Below are 18737 nucleotides of genomic sequence, written 5' to 3'. Positions count from 1 at the left end.
AACTGCTGAGAAATTATTTAGGCTTGGTGCGGGCCGCTTTGCCGCTGCGGGTGGTACGTTCGCTCATGCGTTCATCCATCCACAGGTTGACCTCACCAAAGAATCCCTCTGGCGCCTTGCGCCCGAAACGCGTGGCGACCGCCCCCAGAGTTTGTACCGCCAGTGCATCACGCATGGCCTTTTCGGCCTGCAGCATCACGGCATGGATCGCACACTTGCCGGACACCGCCCAGTCTGGCGGGCTGTCGTCAAAAACCGCGCAACGGCCGCGTACCTCCTGGCAATCGAACAATGGCTTGTGCCCTTCAATGGCATCAATGACCTCCAGGAAAGTGATCTCATCCGCCGGGCGGGCCAGCCGATAGCCACCGCGCACGCCTTCGCTCGCAGTGACGATCCCCGCTTTCTCCAGCTTGGGGAAAATTTTGGCCAGGAAACTCGGTGAGATCCCCTGCAGTTCGGCAAGTTCACGGCTGCTGAGCGCGCGCTGATTATCGCCGACTAACCAAAGCAGACAGTGGATGCCATATTCAACGCTGGTAGTGATGTAAGCCATATTGGGTTTGAGGTGCACCTATGAATTCAATAACACAGACTATATTAGTCCACGTTTACTCTGTCAATTAAAACGCAGACAAACTTTATCTTTGTTTTATCTTGACGACCCGAATGGCAATATTGAGAAATGAAAAATAAAGCATTTCTGGTCGAATATTACCGAACAGAAGTTTCATTGTCGCATCCAGCTGACTATGATGTTAGCTGCCAACCGGCCGCCGCAACGCATGCATTTTTGTGAGCCAACACACTTTCGCACTGATTGCTTTGGCGAGTCCGGCAGGGAACAAGAACTCTTAGGTGATGCTGACGTCTTAGAAATGACTCTTTAAGGGGAAACGCCTGACTATGACCACCCGGTTGACCAAAACAGCGATTGCAGTACTGTTACTTGGCACGCTCAACGCCACGGCGCCGGTACTGGCGGAAAGCCAGGATCAACTGCCGGATATGGGCACCTCTGCGGGCGGTACCCTAAGCATTGGCCAGGAAATGGCGATGGGGGATTTCTACGTGCGTCAGCTTCGCGCCAGCGCACCGCTGATCAATGACCCGTTGCTGACTCAATATATTAACCAGTTGGGTAATCGGCTGGTGGCAAGCGCTTATTCGGTGCGTACGCCATTCCATTTCTCTCTGGTACGTAACGACGAAATCAACGCCTTCGCCTTCTTCGGCGGCAACGTAGTGCTGCATTCCGCCCTGTTCCGCGAAACCGACAACGAAAGCCAGCTGGCTTCGGTGCTGGCGCATGAAATCTCACACGTGACCCAACGCCACCTGGCGCGGGCAATGGAAGACCAGCAACGCAACGCGCCGCTGACCTGGGTCGGCGCCCTCGGTTCAATCCTGTTGGCGATGGCGAACCCTACCATGGGCATGGCGGCGCTCAGCGGTACCCTGGCAGGTACCCAACAGGGCATGATCAGTTTTACCCAGTCAAACGAGCAGGAAGCCGACCGCATCGGCATTCAGGTATTGCAACGTGCCGGATTTGATCCAGAGGCGATGCCTGACTTCTTGCAAAAACTGTCTGACCAGTCGCGCTACGCATCAAAACCACCGGAAATGCTGCTGACCCACCCATTGCCTGACAGCCGCCTGTCTGACGCACGCAACCGCGCCAACCAGATGCCCAAGCATCTGGTGCAGTCCACCCAGGATTACCTGATGGCCAAAGTGCGTTCTCTGGGGATGTACAGCTCCGAAGGTTACGGCCTGCGCGAAGAACTGCTCGATACCTACAGCAAAGGCAATATCCGTGAACAGGCTGCCGCCAAGTATGGCCGCGCCATTTTGTTCTATGAGGCGAAAAAATATGACGACGCCCGTAACATCATTCAGCCGCTGCTGACGCAAGATCCAAAAAACGTCTGGCTGCTCGACCTGATGACCGACATCGACCTCGGCCAGAAACGTGCGCCGCAGGCCATCGCCCGTCTGCAGGCCGCAAATGCGGCCCAAAGCAACAATCCGGTGCTGCAGCTCAACCTGGCTAACGCCTATGTTGAAGGCAACCAGCCGGCTCAGGCAGCGAAAATTCTTAACCGTTATACCTTCGCCCACCCTGATGATCCCAATGCCTGGGATCTACTGGCCCAGGCCAGCGCCGCGCAGGGGTTGCGCGATGAAGAACTTTCCGCCCGCGCTGAAAGCCTGGCGCTAACCGGCCGTCTCGATCAGGCCATAGGTCTGCTCAGCAATGCCAGCTCATTGCAAAAACTCGGCAGTCTGAAACAGGCGCGTTATGATGCGCGCATCGACCAGTTGCGCCAATTGCAGGAGCGTTTCCGCCAGTACCAGCGTAGCTGATTTTGAAAAGGATGAGTTAATTGAAAAACGTCACTATTTACCACAACCCGCGCTGCTCCAAGAGCCGCGAAACCCTGACACTGCTGGAACAGCATGGCGTAACCCCTGAAGTGGTGCTGTACCTGGAGACACCACCGTCGGTGGAGCAGTTGAAAAAACTGCTGAAGGAGCTGGGGTTCACCTCAGCGCGCGAGCTGATGCGCAAAAAAGAAGATCTGTACAAGGAATTGAAGCTGGCGGATGAAGGCCTGAGCGAGGCCCAGTTGTTAGCGGCGATGGTGGCGAATCCGAAGCTGATCGAACGCCCCATTGTGGTCAACGGCAACAAGGCACGTATCGGCCGGCCGCCAGAGCAGGTGCTGGAAATTCTGTAAACGTGATAGTGGGCACTAATTATGGTGCCCCAAATGATAGAAATGAACCGGTTACAGCCCCAAGATCTCTTTCACAAACGGGATAGTCAGCTTGCGCTGTGCGGTGATCGAAGCGTGATCGAGTTGGTCTAATGTCATAAACAGCGTGCGCATTTCGCGATCCAACCGCTTCAGCAGGAAACGCCCCACGTCCTCCGGCAATTCAAAACCACGCAGCTTGCCGCGTAGTTGCAAAGCCAGCAGTTTCTCTTCATCCGACAGCGGCTGTAATTTGTAGATCTGCCCCCAGTCCAGGCGTGAAGCCAAATCAGGCAGATGGAGATTCAATTGGCGTGGCGGACGATCGCCGGTAATAAACAGGCGCGTACGGCCGGTTTCCAGAATGCGGTTGTAGAGATTGAATATGGCCATTTCCCATTCTTCATCACCGGCAATGCATTCGATATTATCGATACACACCAAGGCCAGCTGCTCCATGCCGTCCAGGACTTCAGGAACGAAATAGGCTCGCTTATCCAGTGGCACATAGCCTACGGCCTCGCCACGCAGCGAAAGCTCCGCGCAGGACGCATGCAACAGGTGGCTGCGCCCACCGCCCTCACGTGACCAGAAATAAATATAGCTGCCATGTTCCTGACGAACGGCAGACTGGATCGCGCTCAATAGGGATGGGTTCTCCCCCGGATAAAAACTGGCAAAAGTTTCATCATCGGGAAGATAAAGTGGCAGTGAAAGCTGTGCCGGCGTATTCAGAAAAGCACCTCAACCAAAACTGGCAGGAAAACGCGGTCAGTCTACCACAGAAAATGGGTGCTGTTGAACCGGCTGGATTTTATGCCGCAATAGTGAACAACGGCGCCTGAGAAAACCAAATTCCGCCCGGACAGAGTGGGTGAAATTTGTATTTTATCCAAGACTTATCCTAGTATAGAAAGGCGAAATGCAGTTACCATAAACAAGGTTTCTACAAGGATATTGACGATGAAAGTACGGAATAAAGTGCTTTTGGCCTCACTCATTGGGCTAGTGCTTGCCGGTTGTGATGACTCATCCAAAGTCGACGCCAATCTTGAAAAAGCCAAAGACAGTGCAGAGCAAATGAAAGACGCCGCCCAGAAAAAAGCGGACGATCTGACCGATAAAGCCGCAGCCGTGGCCAAGGACATCAAGAAAGAGGCTACCACTCAGGCGGACCAGCTTAAAGACAAGGCCTCGGCGATTAAAGACGATGCCAGCAAGCAGGCCGATGCTATCACCAATGATGCCAAAGCCAAGGCCGATGCCATCAAAGAAGATGCCAGCAAACAAAGCCAGCAGTTGGTCGATCAGGCTAAAACCATTAAGAACGACGCCATTAATGGTGCCAACGACCTGACAGAACAAGCCCAAGCGAAAACCGAAGCGATTAAAAACAGCGCAGAGAATAAAGCGGAAGAATTAAAAAGTGATGTCGATGCAGCAGGGACCAACAATACCCCGCCGGCAAAGCAATAGTAATCAGTAAATAGCCAACAAAGGAGCGGTAAATGGGGATTATTTCCTGGATTATCTTCGGCCTGATCGCCGGCATTTTAGCCAAGTGGATTATGCCGGGCAAAGACGGCGGTGGTTTTATTCTGACCATCGTATTAGGGATCGTCGGCGCTGTGGTGGGGGGCTATATCAGCACCTTCTTCGGCTACGGCAAGGTTGACGGTTTCAACTTCGGTAGCTTCGTGGTCGCCGTAATTGGCGCCATCGTGGTGCTGTTTGTTTACCGCAAAATCCGCAGCTAATTTCTTGCGTATTAACAAAACGGGCAGTCCATGGACTGCCCGTCAGACTGATGACAAACCGCATTCCTGCCCAGAGCGAGTAGAGGCCGATAAATAAAAATCAGGAAAATCAATTTATTGATTTTCGGCTGATCACCACAAAGCAGGAAAAACCACGCTTTTTCCTGCTTTGTCAGTAACCTAACGGGCAGTCCATGGACTGCCCGTTTTTCATTCATTATTTCTGTTCGGCGGGTTCATCCGGCTCTTCTATCACGACCTCTTCCTTGCGGTACAGGCCGATCACCTTAAACAGCAGGCTAAGACCGATACCAACAATGGTCGCCAGCGCCATGCCTTTCAGCTCGGCGGCCCCGATATGAACTTTGGCCCCGCTGACACCGATAATCAGGATCACCGAAGTCAGGATCAGGTTCTGTGCCTTGTTGTAATCCACCTTGGATTCAATCAACACGCGAATACCGGACGCACCAATCACCCCGTACAACAGCAGGGATACACCGCCCATAACCGGCACCGGCACCGCCTGAATGGCCGCCGCCAACTTGCCAACGCAGGAAAGCAGGATCGCCAGAACCGCCGCACCACCGATCACCCAGGTGCTGTAAACCTTGGTGATGGCCATCACGCCGATATTCTCACCGTAGGTGGTGTTGGGCGTTGATCCGAAGAAGCCGGAGATCACCGTCGAGATGCCGTTGGCAAACATGGAACGGTGCAAACCAGGGTCACGCAGCAGGTCTTTTTTCACGATATTGGCCGTCACCACCAGATGACCGACATGCTCGGCGATCACTACCAGCGCCGCGGGCAGGATGGTAAAGATGGCAAACCATTCAAAACGTGGCGTGTAGAAAGTCGGCAGAGCAAACCAGTGCGCTTCACGGATCGGAGTTAAATCCACCACGCCCATAAAGAACGACAGCGCATAGCCCACCAGCACGCCAATCAGGATCGGGATAATCGCCAGAAAACCGCGGAACAGCACGGAGCCCAGGATGGTCACGCCCAGCGTCACCAGCGAAATGGTTATGGTCGTGGTATCCGCGCTAACGCCGTCGGCTGGCAGCAGGCCCGCCATATTGGCCGCCACACCCGCCAGTTCCAGACCTATCACCGCGACAATCGCCCCCATCGCCGCCGGTGGGAATATCACGTCCAGCCAGCCGGTACCGGCTTTTTTGACCAGCAGCCCCACCAGGCAGAACAGCACCCCGCACATGATGAAACCACCCAACGCCACTTCATAACCCAATGGCAGCAACAACAATACCGGGGAGATAAAGGCAAAGCTGGAACCGAGATAGGCCGGTATCTTGCCCTTGCAGATAAACAAATACAGCAGCGTGCCGATGCCGTTAAACAGCAACACCGTCGCCGGATTGATCTTGAACAGGATTGGCACCAGCACGGTAGCGCCAAACATGGCGAACAGATGCTGGAAGCTGAGCGGAATGGTCTGCAGTAGCGGCGGGCGTTCACTGACGCCGATGACGCGACGTGTCATGGGATTATCCTCTAATTTTTACCCGATGGATTTCAAATTGCAGCCAGGCGGCAAACTAACAACGCCGTATCCTGGAAGACAAAGAGCATAAAAAAGCCGACTCATAAGTCGGCTAAATTTCTTACTTGGTACCAAATATCTTGTCGCCGGCATCACCCAAGCCTGGCACGATGTACCCTTTCTCGTTCAGACATTGGTCGATGGAGGCGGTGTACAGTTCGACGTCCGGATGCGCTTTCTCCAGCGCAGCGATACCTTCCGGTGCTGCGACCAGTACCAGCACCTTGATGCTGTTGCAGCCGGCTTTCTTCAGCAGATCGATAGTGGCGATCATCGAGCCACCGGTCGCCAGCATCGGGTCAACCACCAGCGCCAAACGCTCTTCGATGTTGGAAACCAGCTTTTGGAAATACGGCACCGGCTCCAGGGTTTCTTCGTCACGGTAAACGCCAACCACGCTGATACGCGCGCTCGGGACGTGCTCCAGCACCCCTTCCATCATGCCCAGACCTGCACGCAGGATCGGCACAACGGTAATTTTTTTCCCTTTAATCTGGTCTATTTCAACCGGCCCACACCAACCTTCGATGGTGACTTTTTCCGTCTCCAGATCGGCGGTCGCTTCATAGGTCAGCAAACTACCCACTTCAGAGGCCAGCTCACGGAAGCGTTTGGTGCTGATGTCATTTTCACGCATCAGGCCAAGCTTGTGTTTCACCAGCGGGTGTTTCACCTCAACGATCTTCATCATTTTTCTCCTATTAAGGTGGTTAACGGCCAAAAAAATCGCCGGATTATACCTCCTTTTGCCGACTGCGCCACCCACAATAGCCCTATCGGGATCAACAAAAGATTGAATAACAGTATAGATGACGAAAAAGCGGAGCTGGTTCACAAGCCACTCGCAAACGTTTGCCTGCGCTGTTAGAATTGCCGCGCCTTAGTCCGGAATCAATGCCGGATGCACAGTTTTCAAACCGCAAACCGTCGTGGGGATCGCGCAGTGACCGACAAAACCTCTCTCAGCTATAAAGACGCAGGTGTCGATATCGATGCTGGCAATGCATTGGTAGACCGCATCAAAGGTGTAGTTAAACAGACCCGCCGCCCGGAAGTGATGGGTGGTCTGGGCGGTTTTGGCGCCCTGTGTGCGTTGCCGCAGAAATACCGCGAGCCGATCCTGGTTTCCGGTACCGACGGCGTAGGCACCAAGCTGCGTCTGGCGATGGACCTGAAACGCCACGACACCATCGGCATCGATCTGGTTGCAATGTGTGTGAACGACCTGGTGGTACAGGGCGCTGAGCCGCTGTTCTTCCTGGATTACTTTGCCACCGGCAAACTGGACGTGGACACTGCGGCCAGCGTCATCACCGGCATCGCCGAAGGCTGCAAGCAGTCCGGTTGTGCGTTGGTGGGTGGTGAAACCGCCGAAATGCCGGGTATGTACCACGGCGAAGATTACGATGTGGCCGGCTTTTGCGTCGGCGTGGTCGAGAAATCCGAAATCATCGACGGCAGCAAGGTGCAGTCCGGTGACGCATTGATCGCGCTGGGCGCTTCCGGCCCGCACTCCAACGGCTACTCGCTGGTGCGCAAAATCCTGGAAGTCAGCAACACCGATCCAACCACCACCTTACTTTCAGGCAAACCGCTGGCTGACCACCTGCTGGAGCCGACCAAGATTTACGTGAAATCGATACTGGAACTGATCGAGAAAATCGACGTGCACGCTATCGCTCACCTGACCGGCGGCGGCTTCTGGGAAAACATCCCACGCGTACTGCCGGAAGGCATGCAGGCGGTGATCGACGAATCCAGCTGGCAGTGGCCGGCCGTCTTCAACTGGCTGCAGCAGGCCGGTAACGTCAGCCGCCACGAAATGTACCGCACCTTTAACTGTGGTGTGGGCATGGTGATCGCACTGCCGGAAGAATCCGTTGAGCAAGCCATCGCATTGTTGACCGCAGCCGGTGAAAAAGCGTGGAAAATCGGTAAACTGACCGCTTCTTCCGACGAACAACAAGTGGTCATCAACTGATGAAAAAGATCGTGGTGTTGGTCTCCGGCCAGGGGAGCAATCTCCAGGCACTGATTGACGCCTGCCAGCAGGGCCGGATTGCCGCCGAGATTGTGGCGGTGTTCAGCAACAAGGCTCAGGCTTACGGCCTGCAACGCGCAGAAGCGGCAGGCATTGCCGCCCATGCGCTGGATGCCAAGGCCTTTGCCGACCGCGCGGCGTTTGACGTCGCACTGGCAGAAGCCATTGACCAGTATCAACCGGATTTGGTGGTGCTGGCCGGCTATATGCGCATTCTCAGCCCGCAATTCGTGCAACACTTTGCCGGACGTATGCTGAACATCCACCCTTCCCTACTGCCGAAATACCCTGGGTTGCACACCCACCGGCAAGCCATCGACAACGGTGACAGCGAACACGGCACCTCGGTGCACTTCGTGACCGAACAGCTCGACGGCGGCCCGGTGATTTTGCAAGCCAAGGTACCGATCTTCCCCGGCGACGAGGAAGGCGAGGTGGTTGAGCGAGTGCAAACACAGGAACACCTGATTTACCCGCTGGTGGTGAACTGGTTCGTCGAAGGTCGGCTGGCGATGCGTGATGACGGGGCCTGGCTCGATGGCAAGCGCCTGCCCGAACAGGGGCACGCCGCCGACTGATGGCGCAACCTGAACCCCCCCGCTAAACGGCGCCTCTCACGGCGCCGTTTTTTTTCGCCGCAATGCCGGCCCTGAAGTTATACTTTGCGCAATTTCACGACATAGAGGAATAAACATGTCCAGCACTACCAGCGTCAGGCTACGTCCATTGGAACGGGATGATCTGGCGTTCGTCCACCAGATGGACAACAACGCCAGCGTGATGCGCTATTGGTTTGAAGAACCTTACGAAGCCTTTGTCGAGCTTTCCGATCTCTACGACAAACACATTCACGATCAGAGCGAACGGCGTTTTATCATCGCCCACGAAGGTGCCAAGGTCGGGCTGGTGGAACTGGTGGAGATCGACCACATCCACCGCCGCGCAGAATTCCAGATCATCATCGATCCGGCCCATCAGGGCAAAGGCTACGCCAGCACCGCCGCCAAGCTGGCGATGGATTACGGCTTCTCGGTGCTGAACCTGTACAAGCTGTATCTGATCGTCGACAAAGATAACCCGAAGGCGATCCACATCTACAGCAAGCTGGGCTTCGAAGTCGAAGGCGAACTGATTGACGAATTCTTCGTCAACGGCGAATACCGCACCGTGCTGCGCATGTGCATCTTCCAGCCGCAGTATCTGGCGAAGTTTAAAACCCCGGCCAGCGATAAACCTTTGGTTAAGTGAGCAAAAATCCACCTCTTGAAGAGGTGGCTTTAAATGGGGCTCCCTAGAAGGGAGCATTGTCCGTTTTAATCCTGTAACAACTCCATTTGCTGTTCGTATTCTTGGTCCTTCTTATCCTGATACCTCACATAACGCCTGATAATTTCTTCGTTCACTCCAACAGTATCTGCAAAGTAACCCCTTGCCCAAAAGTGATTCCCCCACAGCTTCTTTCGTATATGCGGGAATTTATTGTAAAGACGGATAGCGCTGCGTCCTTTCAGGACGCCCATTAACGTGGAGAGCGAGAGTTTAGGTGGCATCATCACAACCAGATGGACGTGATCTGACTGCACATTCAATTCCAATATCTCGCAATCTTTCATATTGCACGGTATGTAAATTGAACGGTAAAGCTCTTTCCCTACTGCCCCTGTTAAGATTTTATAACGATGCTTTGGCGTCCAAACCAAGTGATATTTGCAACGCCAGAACACATGTGCTGAACTTCTATAACTGTTCATGTCAGTGATTTCCTTCTTACTTGTGGTGAGTAAGCTGGAATTTTCTGGCATGGGCTTCCTTCAGGCTAGAGCCTCACAGGGACAATCACCACCTCCCCAGGAGGTGGTTTAGGGCTGACAATAAAAGGAATACGCCCCTTATTCATTTGCGCAGGATAGTTCAACCGTAACGCCCGGTAATATAATCCTCGGTGCGGCGCTGGCGCGGTGAAGTAAAGATGTCGTCGGTGTCGTTGTATTCCACCAATCGGCCCTGGTGAATAAACGCCGTGTAATCCGAGACGCGTGCCGCCTGCTGCATGTTGTGCGTCACCAACACCACGCTGTAATGCTGCTTCAGCGCGGAAATCAGCTCTTCAATGGTTAGCGTGGAGATCGGATCCAGTGCCGAGGTCGGTTCATCGAGCAGCAGCACTTCCGGTTCAATGGCGATCGCCCGCGCAATCACCAATCTCTGTTGCTGGCCGCTGGAAAGGCGAAACGCGTTCTCGCGCAGCCGGTCTTTTACCTCGTGCCACAACGCCGCAGCACGCAGCGAACGCTCCACCGCTTCATCAAGGATGCGTCGATCGCGCACGCCCTGTAGCCGCAGGCCATAAACCACGTTTTCATAGATTGACTTCGGGAAGGGATTCGGACGCTGGAACACCATGCCGACCCGCCGTCTTAACGCCGCAACGTCGATTTGCGCGCCACCAATGCTTTGACCGTTCAGTTGCAAATCGCCTTCGATCCGGCAGTTGTCCACCAAATCATTCATGCGGTTGAAACAGCGCAGCAGCGTCGATTTACCGCAGCCGGAGGGGCCGATCAGCGCCGTCACCCTGTGTTTCGGGATACGCAGTGAAATATCGTGCAGTACCTGCTTCTCACCATAAAACAACTTGAGATCCTTTACCGCCAACGCGGTATCTTCATCACCAAGATGCTGGACATCCAGCCGGGGCAAACTGCCTGGCGTCATCAAACCCATTGGGCACTCTCCAGCAAGAGCTTTATTGTTACTGCGACCATGCTTTGTACCGCTCCCTTAGCGAATGGCGGATCCCCATCGCCGCCAGATTCAATCCCACCACAATCGCCACCAACAGGAAGGCGGTGGCAAACACCAGTGGCCGGGCGGCTTCTACGCTCGGGCTCTGGAAGGCCATATCGTAAATCTGGAAGCTCAGGTGCATAAACTTCCGCTCCAGATGCAGATACGGGAAAATATCATCTACCGGCAGCACCGGCACGGATTTCACCACGCCCACCAGCATCAGCGGCGCGGTCTCTCCAGCGGCGCGCGCTACCGCCAGGATCAAGCCAGTCATCATCGCGGGTGCTGCCATGGGTAACACAATGCGCCACAGCGTTTCCGCCCGGCTGGCCCCCAAGGCCAACGACCCCTGACGCAGAGAGGCAGGAATACGCGACAGCCCCTCTTCGGTGGCGACAATCACTACCGGCAGCGTCAGCAGCGCCAGCGTCAATGCCGCCCACAACACGCCCGGCGTGCCAAAAGTCGGGTTAGGCAACGATTCAGGGAAGAACAGTTGATCGAGCGTGCCGCCAATCATATAAACAAAGAAGCCCAGACCAAACACTCCGTAGACAATCGACGGTACGCCAGCCAGATTCACCACCGCAATACGGATCAGCCGTGTCAGCAGATTATTGCCGGCGTACTCGTGCAAGTAAACGGCAGCGATTACGCCAAACGGCATCACCACCATCGACATCAGGATCACCATCAGCACGGTGCCGAAAATCGCCGGGAACACGCCGCCTTCGGTATTGGCCTCACGCGGGCTGTCGCTGAGGAATTTCTTCACCTGCTCGGCCCAGTGCACCAGCTTCTGGGTGGTGTTCATTGCATTGGGATACCAGGCATCACGCACCTGGCTGAGCGCAATGGTATGAACCTGCCCGTGCATGTCTCGCAGCAACAGCGCATCACGGTGACGATCGCGGTTCAAACCTTCCAGTCGATCCGACAGCAACCGATACTGACGTTGCAGCTCCAGCCTCTCAGCGTTGATGGAGGCCTGAGCACGGGCGTCGAGCTTGTCGCCATGTAGCAGGCTTTTCTCCCGCAGCCGCAACGCGTCAAACTGTTGGTTGATACGCGCCATATCGCGAAATTGAATGTCGTGCGCCTGCCGCGAAAGCGCGGCAATCTGCGGCAAACGCTGCTGCAGTGCCTGGTTGATATTGCGCCCGGTCAAAGGCTGGCCGTCTTCCAGCATCCCCGCCAAATAGCCATAAGCGGTGCCGTTGCTGTTGCGCTCCAGCACCAGCAGATCGCGCGGCGTGCTCTGCCGCAGAATATCGCTGGCCAGCAGCGTGCGGAAGTCCTGCCCTTCACTGTCACGATTGCCCACTTTGATCAGATAGCGCTCAAAACTCTGCGCATCTCCTGGCGGCAAGGCCACGCCGGACTCCTGCAATTGACGGCGCGGAATGCTCTGCCGTTGGTACAGTTCGCCAATCATGGTCACCGGTCCTGCTGCGCTCTGATTGAGTTCAAACAGGTAAACCGGGCTAGGCCAGAAATAGCGCATCCCCTGCCCGGCCAGCAACAGCATAATGCCGATCAACGCCAGCAGGCTAACGGCCACCGATCCGGCGGTCAGCCAGATCCACGGCGAACCGCTCTTGGCCCAAAGCCTCATGGCGCCTCCTGATTCAGGGTATAGCGTTTACGCAGACGCAGACGGACAGCCTCCGCCAGCGTGTTGAAGACAAAAGTGAAAATAAACAGCACCAGTGCGGTCAGGAACAGCACCCGGTAATGGCTGCTGTCGGCCACCCCCTCCGGCATTTCGATGGCGATATTGGCCGCCAGGGCGCGCAAGCCCTGGAACAGGCTACCGTCAATCACCGGCGTGTTGCCGGTCGCCATCAGTACAATCATGGTTTCACCTACAGCACGGCCAAAGCCGATCATCAGCGCCGAAAAAATACCGGCGCTGGCCGAAGGCAACACCACCCGCATCACGGTTTGCCACTGGGTCGCACCCAACGCCAGCGATCCCTGGCTCAGAGTAGCCGGTACGCTGAACAAGGCGTCTTCCGCCAGTGAGAAGATGATCGGCACCAGTGCAAAGCCCATTGCCACACCCACCACCAGTGCATTGCGCTGGTCGTAATCATCGCCCAGCCAGAAATGCAGCGGCTCACCAAACAGTTTTACCTCCAGCCACGGCCCCACGTTGAACGCCAGCCAGACGGTCAGTATTATCAGCGGCAGCAGGATCAGCAGATCCATGCCCGGCGGCAAGTGGCGCGGGGCCAGCTTGTTCACCAGAGCGCCGCAGGCCAGCACCACCGCCGCCAACAACAGCGGCAGCGATAACACCGCCAAAAGATAATGTTCAATCACCGGCGCCAGCCAGATACCGGCCACCAGCCCAATCACCACAGTTGGCAGCGCGCCCATTACCTCAATAGCCGGCTTGATCACCCGCCGCAGTCCGGCCGACATGAAATAGGCGGTATAAATAGCCCCGGCCAACGCCAAAGGAATGGCAAACAGCATGGCATAGGCTGCCGCCTTAAAGGTGCCAAAAATGACCGGCATCAGGCTGAACTTGGCCTGATAGCTGTCCTCACCAGAAGTGGATTGCCAAACATAGGCGGGTTCGGGGTAATTCTCATACCACACCTTGTGCCACAGTGAGCGCCAGGTGACGTCGGGATAAGGGTTATCGATTGGATAATGCTGCCAGCCCTGCGCCGTTTCCAGCAACAGGCCGTCACCACGCGGAGCAAACGCCATTTGTTGTACGCCAGTGCTCAACCTGCCATTCAACAATGGCTGCGGCTGAATGCTGGAAAACAGCGAGAAGCCACCGTCGGGTCTCAGGGTAGCGAACACCCGACGATAAGGTTCGGCCACCAGCAAATCCCGTGGTTCGGACTGATGGTCGAAATGCTGCACCGGCGTCAGTTGCCAGCGCCGATCTTTTTTAACATCAAACCACTCACGCAGGCTACCGTCAGCCGCTTCGATCAATAACGCGCTGCCGCCGGGCAAGGCCGTCAGTTGATAGGGAGTGCGATCGCCAAGGATACGCGTTTCTTTAAGCTGTAACTGGGTGTCGTTAATTTGATAGCGCGCCAGTCGGTTACCCGACAGCAGATACAACTGACGGCCGTCCGGCGTCAGCACCAACTGCTGCACCGCGCTCTCCAGCGAGCTTTCACTCAGTTGCGGCGCCTGGTTGCCGCCAAAACGGCCAAACACCAAACGCCGGTCTTCGGTAACCCCGGCCAGCAAATACTGACCGTGCCGCGCTTCAGACAGTGCCAACAACGTCAGGGAGCGCCCCTGTTTATCCAGCGCCAATGGTCGTTGCCCCAGTGGGAACAGCCACCGGGGTGCAGAGGCGCTCGCGGCGGCAAAATCCACACTGGCAACGATAAAGCGACCATCGGCCTGCGCCAAGGCAAACAGGTCACGTTCCCCAGCCGCCTGGGTCAGTAACGTCGGATTGGTCAGCAATGGCTGCTGCGTCAGCGGTGAGCCGGCCCCGGCGGAGCCCTGCTGCGTCAGGGAGTAAAACTGCCCTATACCCTGCGTATCAATGCGATAGCCGATCCGTTGCTGCACATCCATGCCCAGTGCCAGCGCAGGCGCGGTGGCGCTAATCGGTAACGGCTTTGCCTGCCCCATCGCCGCCGGTTTAAACAGCGGCAGCACCGCAAACAGCAGGTAAACGAAGATCAGCATTAACGTCATCAGCACCAGCAGCCCGCTAACGGTCACGGCCGCCTGCACGCTACGGTCGATGCGTGCACGCAGCCGATCCCGGGGATGTTGGTTTACCGTAGTCTGTGCCATGTCTCTCGCTGTCGCTGATGTAAGCAGGCTTGCGCCATAGAATAACCGGGCATCTTATGTCAGTTTTATGACGTTTGCATGACAAAGTTGCCCGCCGAGTGCGGCGAACTTTCGGCTACAAATAAGCATTATTAATCACATATATTGCTGAAAAATGATGATAAACCCTTTCACATCTATAAAAATAAAGCATGAAATTCGCCATTTTATGCCAGTTGGTAATGGCACAGGATGCCAACGCCGCAGAAAATATTTTTACGCCTTAAAATGCCTCGAGCCAGGGTAATGGATATGTTGGACTTTCCTGTCAATCTCTCGCAATAATGATGAAGGACACTGAAGCGGCATCCGGGCTGCGTCCCGGATCCTTTTCTAAAATTGAACTGGAGTGGCAATGGGTCAGGAAAAGCTCTACATCGAAAAAGAACTAAGCTGGTTATCCTTTAATGAACGCGTATTGCAGGAAGCCGCAGATAAGAGCAATCCCCTGATTGAGCGCATGCGTTTTCTGGGCATTTACTCCAATAACCTTGACGAGTTCTATAAGGTCCGCTTTGCCGATCTCAAACGACGCATTCTGATCAGCGAAGAACAAGGCTCTGGCGGCGCATCACGCCATCTGCTGAAAAAGATCCAGGCCAAGGTATTAAAAACCGATCAAGAATTCGACAGCCTGTATAACGATTTGCTGCTGGAAATGGCGCGTAATCAGATCTTCCTGATCAACGAACGTCAGGTGTCGGAGAACCAGCAAATCTGGCTGCGACAATACTTCAAGCAGCATCTGCGCCAGCACATCACGCCCATCCTGATCAATCACGAAACCAACCTGGTGCAGTTCCTGAAGGACGATTACACCTATCTGGCGGTGGAGATTATCCGTGGAGTTCATATCGAGTACGCGCTGCTGGAGATCCCGTCCGATAAGGTACCGCGCTTCGTCAACCTGCCGCCGGAAGCCCCGCGCCGTCGCAAACCAATGATCCTGCTGGACAACATTCTGCGCTACTGCCTGGACGATATTTTCAAGGGCTTCTTCGACTACGACGCGCTCAATGCCTATTCGATGAAAATGACTCGCGACGCGGAATACGATCTGGTCACCGAGATGGAATCGAGCCTGCTGGAACTGATGTCCTCCAGCCTGAAGCAGCGCTTGACCGCCGAACCGGTGCGTTTTGTTTATCAGCGTGACATGCCGAATGAAATGGTGGAATTGCTGCGCGGTAAGCTGGGTATCTCCAACTACGACTCGGTGATCGCCGGTGGCCGCTATCATAACTTTAAAGACTTTATCAGCTTCCCGAACGTCGGCAAGGCCAATCTGGTCAACAAGCCGCTGCCGCGCCTGCGCCATACCTGGTTCGAAAAGTTCCGCAACGGTTTTGACGCCATCCGCGAACAGGACGTGCTGCTTTACTACCCGTACCACACCTTTGAACACGTGCTGGAACTGGTGCGTCAGGCGTCGTTTGACCCCAGCGTGCTGGCGATAAAAATCAATATTTACCGCGTGGCGAAAGACTCGCGCATTATCGAATCGATGATCCACGCCGCCCACAACGGCAAGAAAGTCACGGTAGTGGTAGAGCTGCAGGCACGTTTTGATGAAGAGGCCAACATCCACTGGGCCAAGCGCCTGACAGAAGCCGGCGTGCACGTAATCTTCTCTGCTCCGGGCCTGAAAATCCACGCCAAACTGTTCCTGATCTCACGCCGTGAAGGCGGCGAGATTGTGCGCTATGCTCATATCGGTACCGGCAACTTTAACGAGAAAACCGCGCGTATTTATACCGACTATTCATTGCTAACCGCCGACTCACGCATCACCAACGAAGTGCGTCGGGTGTTTAACTTTATCGAAAACCCGTACCGGCCGGTTACCTTCGACAATCTGATGGTGTCGCCGCAGAACTCGCGTCTGAAGCTGTATGAATTGATCGACCGGGAAATTGCCAATGCCGAGGCCGGGCTTCCCGCCGGCATTATGCTGAAAATCAACAATCTGGTGGATAAAGGGCTGGTAGATAGGTTATATACCGCATCCGGCGCCGGTGTAAAAATCCGCCTGTTGGTGCGAGGGATGTGTTCTTTGATTCCCAACCTGCCGGGGATCAGTGACAATATTCAAGTAATCAGCATCGTCGACCGCTATCTGGAACACGACCGGGTTTACGTTTTCGAAAACAAAGGTGACAAACTGGTTTATCTGTCCTCTGCCGACTGGATGACCCGTAACATAGATTACCGCATCGAAGTCGCGGTCTCGCTGCTTGATCCAACGCTGAAACAACGGGTTCTGGATATTCTGGAAATCCTGTTCAGCGACACGGTCAAGGCACGTTACCTCGATAAAGAACTGAGTAACCAGTACGTACCGCGCGGCAACCGCCGTAAAGTCCGTTCTCAGGTTGCCATTTACGAGTATTTAAAAGCTCTGGAACAACCAGGACAGTAGGCCAGCAACTATGCCGCTAAAAAGCACTGCAACAAACAAACCGCAGGAAATTGCTGCCATCGACCTCGGGTCGAACAGCTTCCATATGGTGATTGCCCGCGTCGTTAACGGCGCTTTACAGGTATTGGGCCGTTTAAAACAACGGGTCCACCTCGCCGATGGATTGGACAGCAACAATGTGCTCAGTGAAGAGGCAATAGAACGTGGACTGGCCTGCCTGGCGCTGTTTGCCGAACGGCTGCAGGGCTTCCCGGCGGATAACGTCACCATCGTCGGTACTCACACCCTGCGTCAGGCCGTTAACGCGGAAGTGTTTCTCAAACGTGCAGCCAAAGTGATCCCCTACCCGATTGAAATCATCGCCGGGCAGGAAGAAGCGCGTCTGATCTTCATGGGCGTGGAACACACCCAGCCGGAAAAAGGCCGTAAGCTGGTGATCGATATCGGTGGAGGTTCCACTGAGCTGGTGATCGGTGAAGACTTTGAGCCGCTGCTGGCGGAAAGCCGCCGCATGGGCTGCGTCAGCTTTGCTCAGCAGTTTTTCCCAGGCGGTGAAATCAGCAAAAACAATTTCAAACGTGCGCGCCTGGCAGCGGCACAGAAGCTGGAAACCCTGGCCTGGCAGTATCGTATTCAGGGCTGGCAATACGCATTGGGTGCCTCCGGCACCATCAAGGCCGCGCACGAAGTGCTGGTGGAGATGGGCGAAAAAGATGGCCTGATCACCCTGGAACGCCTGGAAATGCTGGCAGAACAGGTATTGCAGTTTAAAAGCTTCAGTTCGCTCAGCCTGCCGGGGCTGTCGGAAGACCGTCAGTCGGTGTTTGTACCGGGTCTGGCCATCTTGTGCGGCGTGTTCGACGCACTGGCAATCCGCGATCTGCGCCTTTCCGACGGTGCACTACGCGAAGGCGTGCTGTACGAGATGGAGGGCCGTTTCCGCCATCAGGATATCCGCAGCCGTACCGCCAAAAGTCTGGCCGATCACTACAATATCGATCGTGAGCAGGCCAAGCGGGTGCTGGAAACCACCGAACTGCTGTACGCCCAGTGGATGGCGCAAAACACCAAGCTGGCAAATCCGCAGTTGGAAGCGCTGTTGAAATGGGCCGCCATGCTGCATGAGGTGGGCTTGAGCATCAATCACAGCGGCATGCATCGCCATTCGGCCTATATTCTGCAAAACACCAACCTGCCTGGCTTTAATCAGGAGCAGCAGTTGCTGCTGGCAGCGCTGGTACGTTTCCACCGCAAGGGGATCAAGCTGGAAGAACTGCCGCGGCTGAACCTGTTCAAGAAAAAGCATTACCTGCCGCTGATCCAACTGCTGCGTTTGAGCACCCTGCTCAACAACCAGCGTCAGTCGACCACCACCCCCGAGACGCTGCGCCTGAGTACCGACGATAATCACTGGACGCTGCGTTTCCCGGCCGGTTATCTGGCGTTAAACAACCTGGTGCAACTGGATCTCGAACGTGAACAGGCCTACTGGAATGACGTCGTCGGCTGGAAGCTGATTTGCGAAGAAGAAGATACCCAAAACGAGCAACGCTCTGCCTGAGTCTGTCGCCCCCTG

18 protein-coding genes are annotated in these 18737 nt (G+C 55.2%); 10 read left to right on the top strand and 8 right to left on the bottom strand.

Annotation, left to right across the window (positions count from 1 at the left end):
- Positions 1–13: 13 nt before the first annotated feature.
- A complete protein-coding gene (locus ACUTSU_RS13465) occupies positions 14–556 on the bottom strand; it encodes an RrF2 family transcriptional regulator (RefSeq protein WP_445651834.1) in 543 nt (180 codons plus the stop codon).
- Between the two features lie 350 nt (positions 557–906).
- On the opposite strand from ACUTSU_RS13465, the gene ACUTSU_RS13460 reads away from it, so the two are divergent.
- Together ACUTSU_RS13460 and arsC are read left to right on the top strand one after the other, a co-directional pair.
- A complete protein-coding gene (locus ACUTSU_RS13460) occupies positions 907–2370 on the top strand; it encodes a beta-barrel assembly-enhancing protease (protein ID WP_445651835.1) in 1464 nt (487 codons plus the stop codon).
- A gap of 20 nt (positions 2371–2390) precedes the next feature.
- A complete protein-coding gene (arsC, locus tag ACUTSU_RS13455) occupies positions 2391–2744 on the top strand; it encodes an arsenate reductase (glutaredoxin) (protein ID WP_445651836.1) in 354 nt (117 codons plus the stop codon).
- A 51-nt stretch (positions 2745–2795) separates the two neighbouring features.
- Here arsC and hda read toward each other — a convergent pair whose 3' ends face one another.
- A complete protein-coding gene (hda, locus tag ACUTSU_RS13450) occupies positions 2796–3497 on the bottom strand; it encodes a DnaA inactivator Hda (protein WP_026142482.1) in 702 nt (233 codons plus the stop codon).
- Between hda and ACUTSU_RS13445 the strand changes: the two genes are divergently transcribed.
- The 3 genes from ACUTSU_RS13445 (at position 3413) to ACUTSU_RS13435 (ending at position 4519) form a co-directional block, all read left to right on the top strand.
- Entirely contained in the window at positions 3413–3607 is a 195-nt protein-coding gene (locus ACUTSU_RS13445; protein WP_261093122.1) for a hypothetical protein, read from the top strand. The two genes, hda and ACUTSU_RS13445, sit on opposite strands and share 85 nt — an antisense overlap.
- Positions 3608–3725: 118 nt before the next feature.
- The gene (locus tag ACUTSU_RS13440; RefSeq protein ID WP_445651837.1) at positions 3726–4238 is read left to right on the top strand and encodes an E3 ubiquitin--protein ligase; all 513 of its coding nucleotides are present in this window, start codon (positions 3726–3728) and stop codon (positions 4236–4238) included.
- Between the two features lie 32 nt (positions 4239–4270).
- Positions 4271–4519: a GlsB/YeaQ/YmgE family stress response membrane protein gene (locus ACUTSU_RS13435; RefSeq protein WP_004951888.1), complete on the top strand. Its 249-nt coding sequence runs from the start codon at positions 4271–4273 to the stop codon at positions 4517–4519.
- A gap of 217 nt (positions 4520–4736) precedes the next feature.
- Here ACUTSU_RS13435 and uraA read toward each other — a convergent pair whose 3' ends face one another.
- A complete protein-coding gene (gene uraA / locus ACUTSU_RS13430) occupies positions 4737–6026 on the bottom strand; it encodes a uracil permease (protein ID WP_445651838.1) in 1290 nt (429 codons plus the stop codon).
- Positions 6027–6147: 121 nt separating this feature from the next.
- On the bottom strand, positions 6148–6774 hold the full coding sequence (gene upp / locus ACUTSU_RS13425; protein ID WP_006316899.1) for a uracil phosphoribosyltransferase: 627 nt from the start codon (positions 6772–6774) through the stop codon (positions 6148–6150).
- Between the two features lie 255 nt (positions 6775–7029).
- On the opposite strand from upp, the gene purM reads away from it, so the two are divergent.
- The 3 genes from purM to speG all read left to right on the top strand — a co-directional run bounded on the left by purM (position 7030) and on the right by speG (position 9375).
- Complete coding sequence (gene purM, locus ACUTSU_RS13420) at positions 7030–8067, top strand: phosphoribosylformylglycinamidine cyclo-ligase (protein ID WP_445651878.1); 1038 nt, start codon at positions 7030–7032, stop codon at positions 8065–8067.
- On the top strand, positions 8067–8705 hold the full coding sequence (purN, locus tag ACUTSU_RS13415; RefSeq protein ID WP_445654282.1) for a phosphoribosylglycinamide formyltransferase: 639 nt from the start codon (positions 8067–8069) through the stop codon (positions 8703–8705). The genes purM and purN overlap by 1 nt, the downstream gene beginning before the upstream one ends.
- 115 nt (positions 8706–8820) lie before the next feature.
- Positions 8821–9375 carry a spermidine N1-acetyltransferase gene (gene speG, locus ACUTSU_RS13410; protein WP_445654281.1) on the top strand — a complete coding sequence of 185 codons (555 nt, stop codon included), beginning with the start codon at positions 8821–8823 and terminating at the stop codon, positions 9373–9375.
- Between the two features lie 65 nt (positions 9376–9440).
- Here speG and tnpA read toward each other — a convergent pair whose 3' ends face one another.
- From tnpA to ACUTSU_RS13390, 4 genes are all read right to left on the bottom strand, one after another.
- Entirely contained in the window at positions 9441–9878 is a 438-nt protein-coding gene (tnpA, locus tag ACUTSU_RS13405; protein ID WP_445651879.1) for an IS200/IS605 family transposase, read from the bottom strand.
- 160 nt (positions 9879–10038) lie between these two features.
- Positions 10039–10851 (bottom strand): phosphate ABC transporter ATP-binding protein PstB, encoded by an 813-nt coding sequence (gene pstB / locus ACUTSU_RS13400; protein ID WP_445651840.1) that lies wholly within the window; start codon positions 10849–10851, stop codon positions 10039–10041.
- Between the two features lie 28 nt (positions 10852–10879).
- Entirely contained in the window at positions 10880–12532 is a 1653-nt protein-coding gene (gene pstA / locus ACUTSU_RS13395) for a phosphate ABC transporter permease PstA (protein WP_445651841.1), read from the bottom strand.
- Positions 12529–14703: an ABC transporter permease subunit gene (locus tag ACUTSU_RS13390; RefSeq protein WP_445654280.1), complete on the bottom strand. Its 2175-nt coding sequence runs from the start codon at positions 14701–14703 to the stop codon at positions 12529–12531. Before ACUTSU_RS13390 ends, pstA begins: the two co-directional genes overlap by 4 nt.
- Positions 14704–15097: 394 nt before the next feature.
- Between ACUTSU_RS13390 and ppk1 the strand changes: the two genes are divergently transcribed.
- Positions 15098–17161, top strand: a complete 2064-nt coding sequence (gene ppk1 / locus ACUTSU_RS13385) for a polyphosphate kinase 1 (protein ID WP_445651843.1) — start codon at positions 15098–15100, stop codon at positions 17159–17161.
- A gap of 10 nt (positions 17162–17171) precedes the next feature.
- On the top strand, positions 17172–18722 hold the full coding sequence (ppx, locus tag ACUTSU_RS13380; RefSeq protein WP_153859435.1) for an exopolyphosphatase: 1551 nt from the start codon (positions 17172–17174) through the stop codon (positions 18720–18722).
- The last annotated feature ends 15 nt before the right edge of the window (positions 18723–18737 follow it).

The organism is Serratia sp. NA_13 (genome assembly GCF_052691735.1).
The sequence above is the reverse complement of the archived record's forward strand: the minus strand, read 5'-3'. Positions and strand labels throughout refer to the sequence as shown.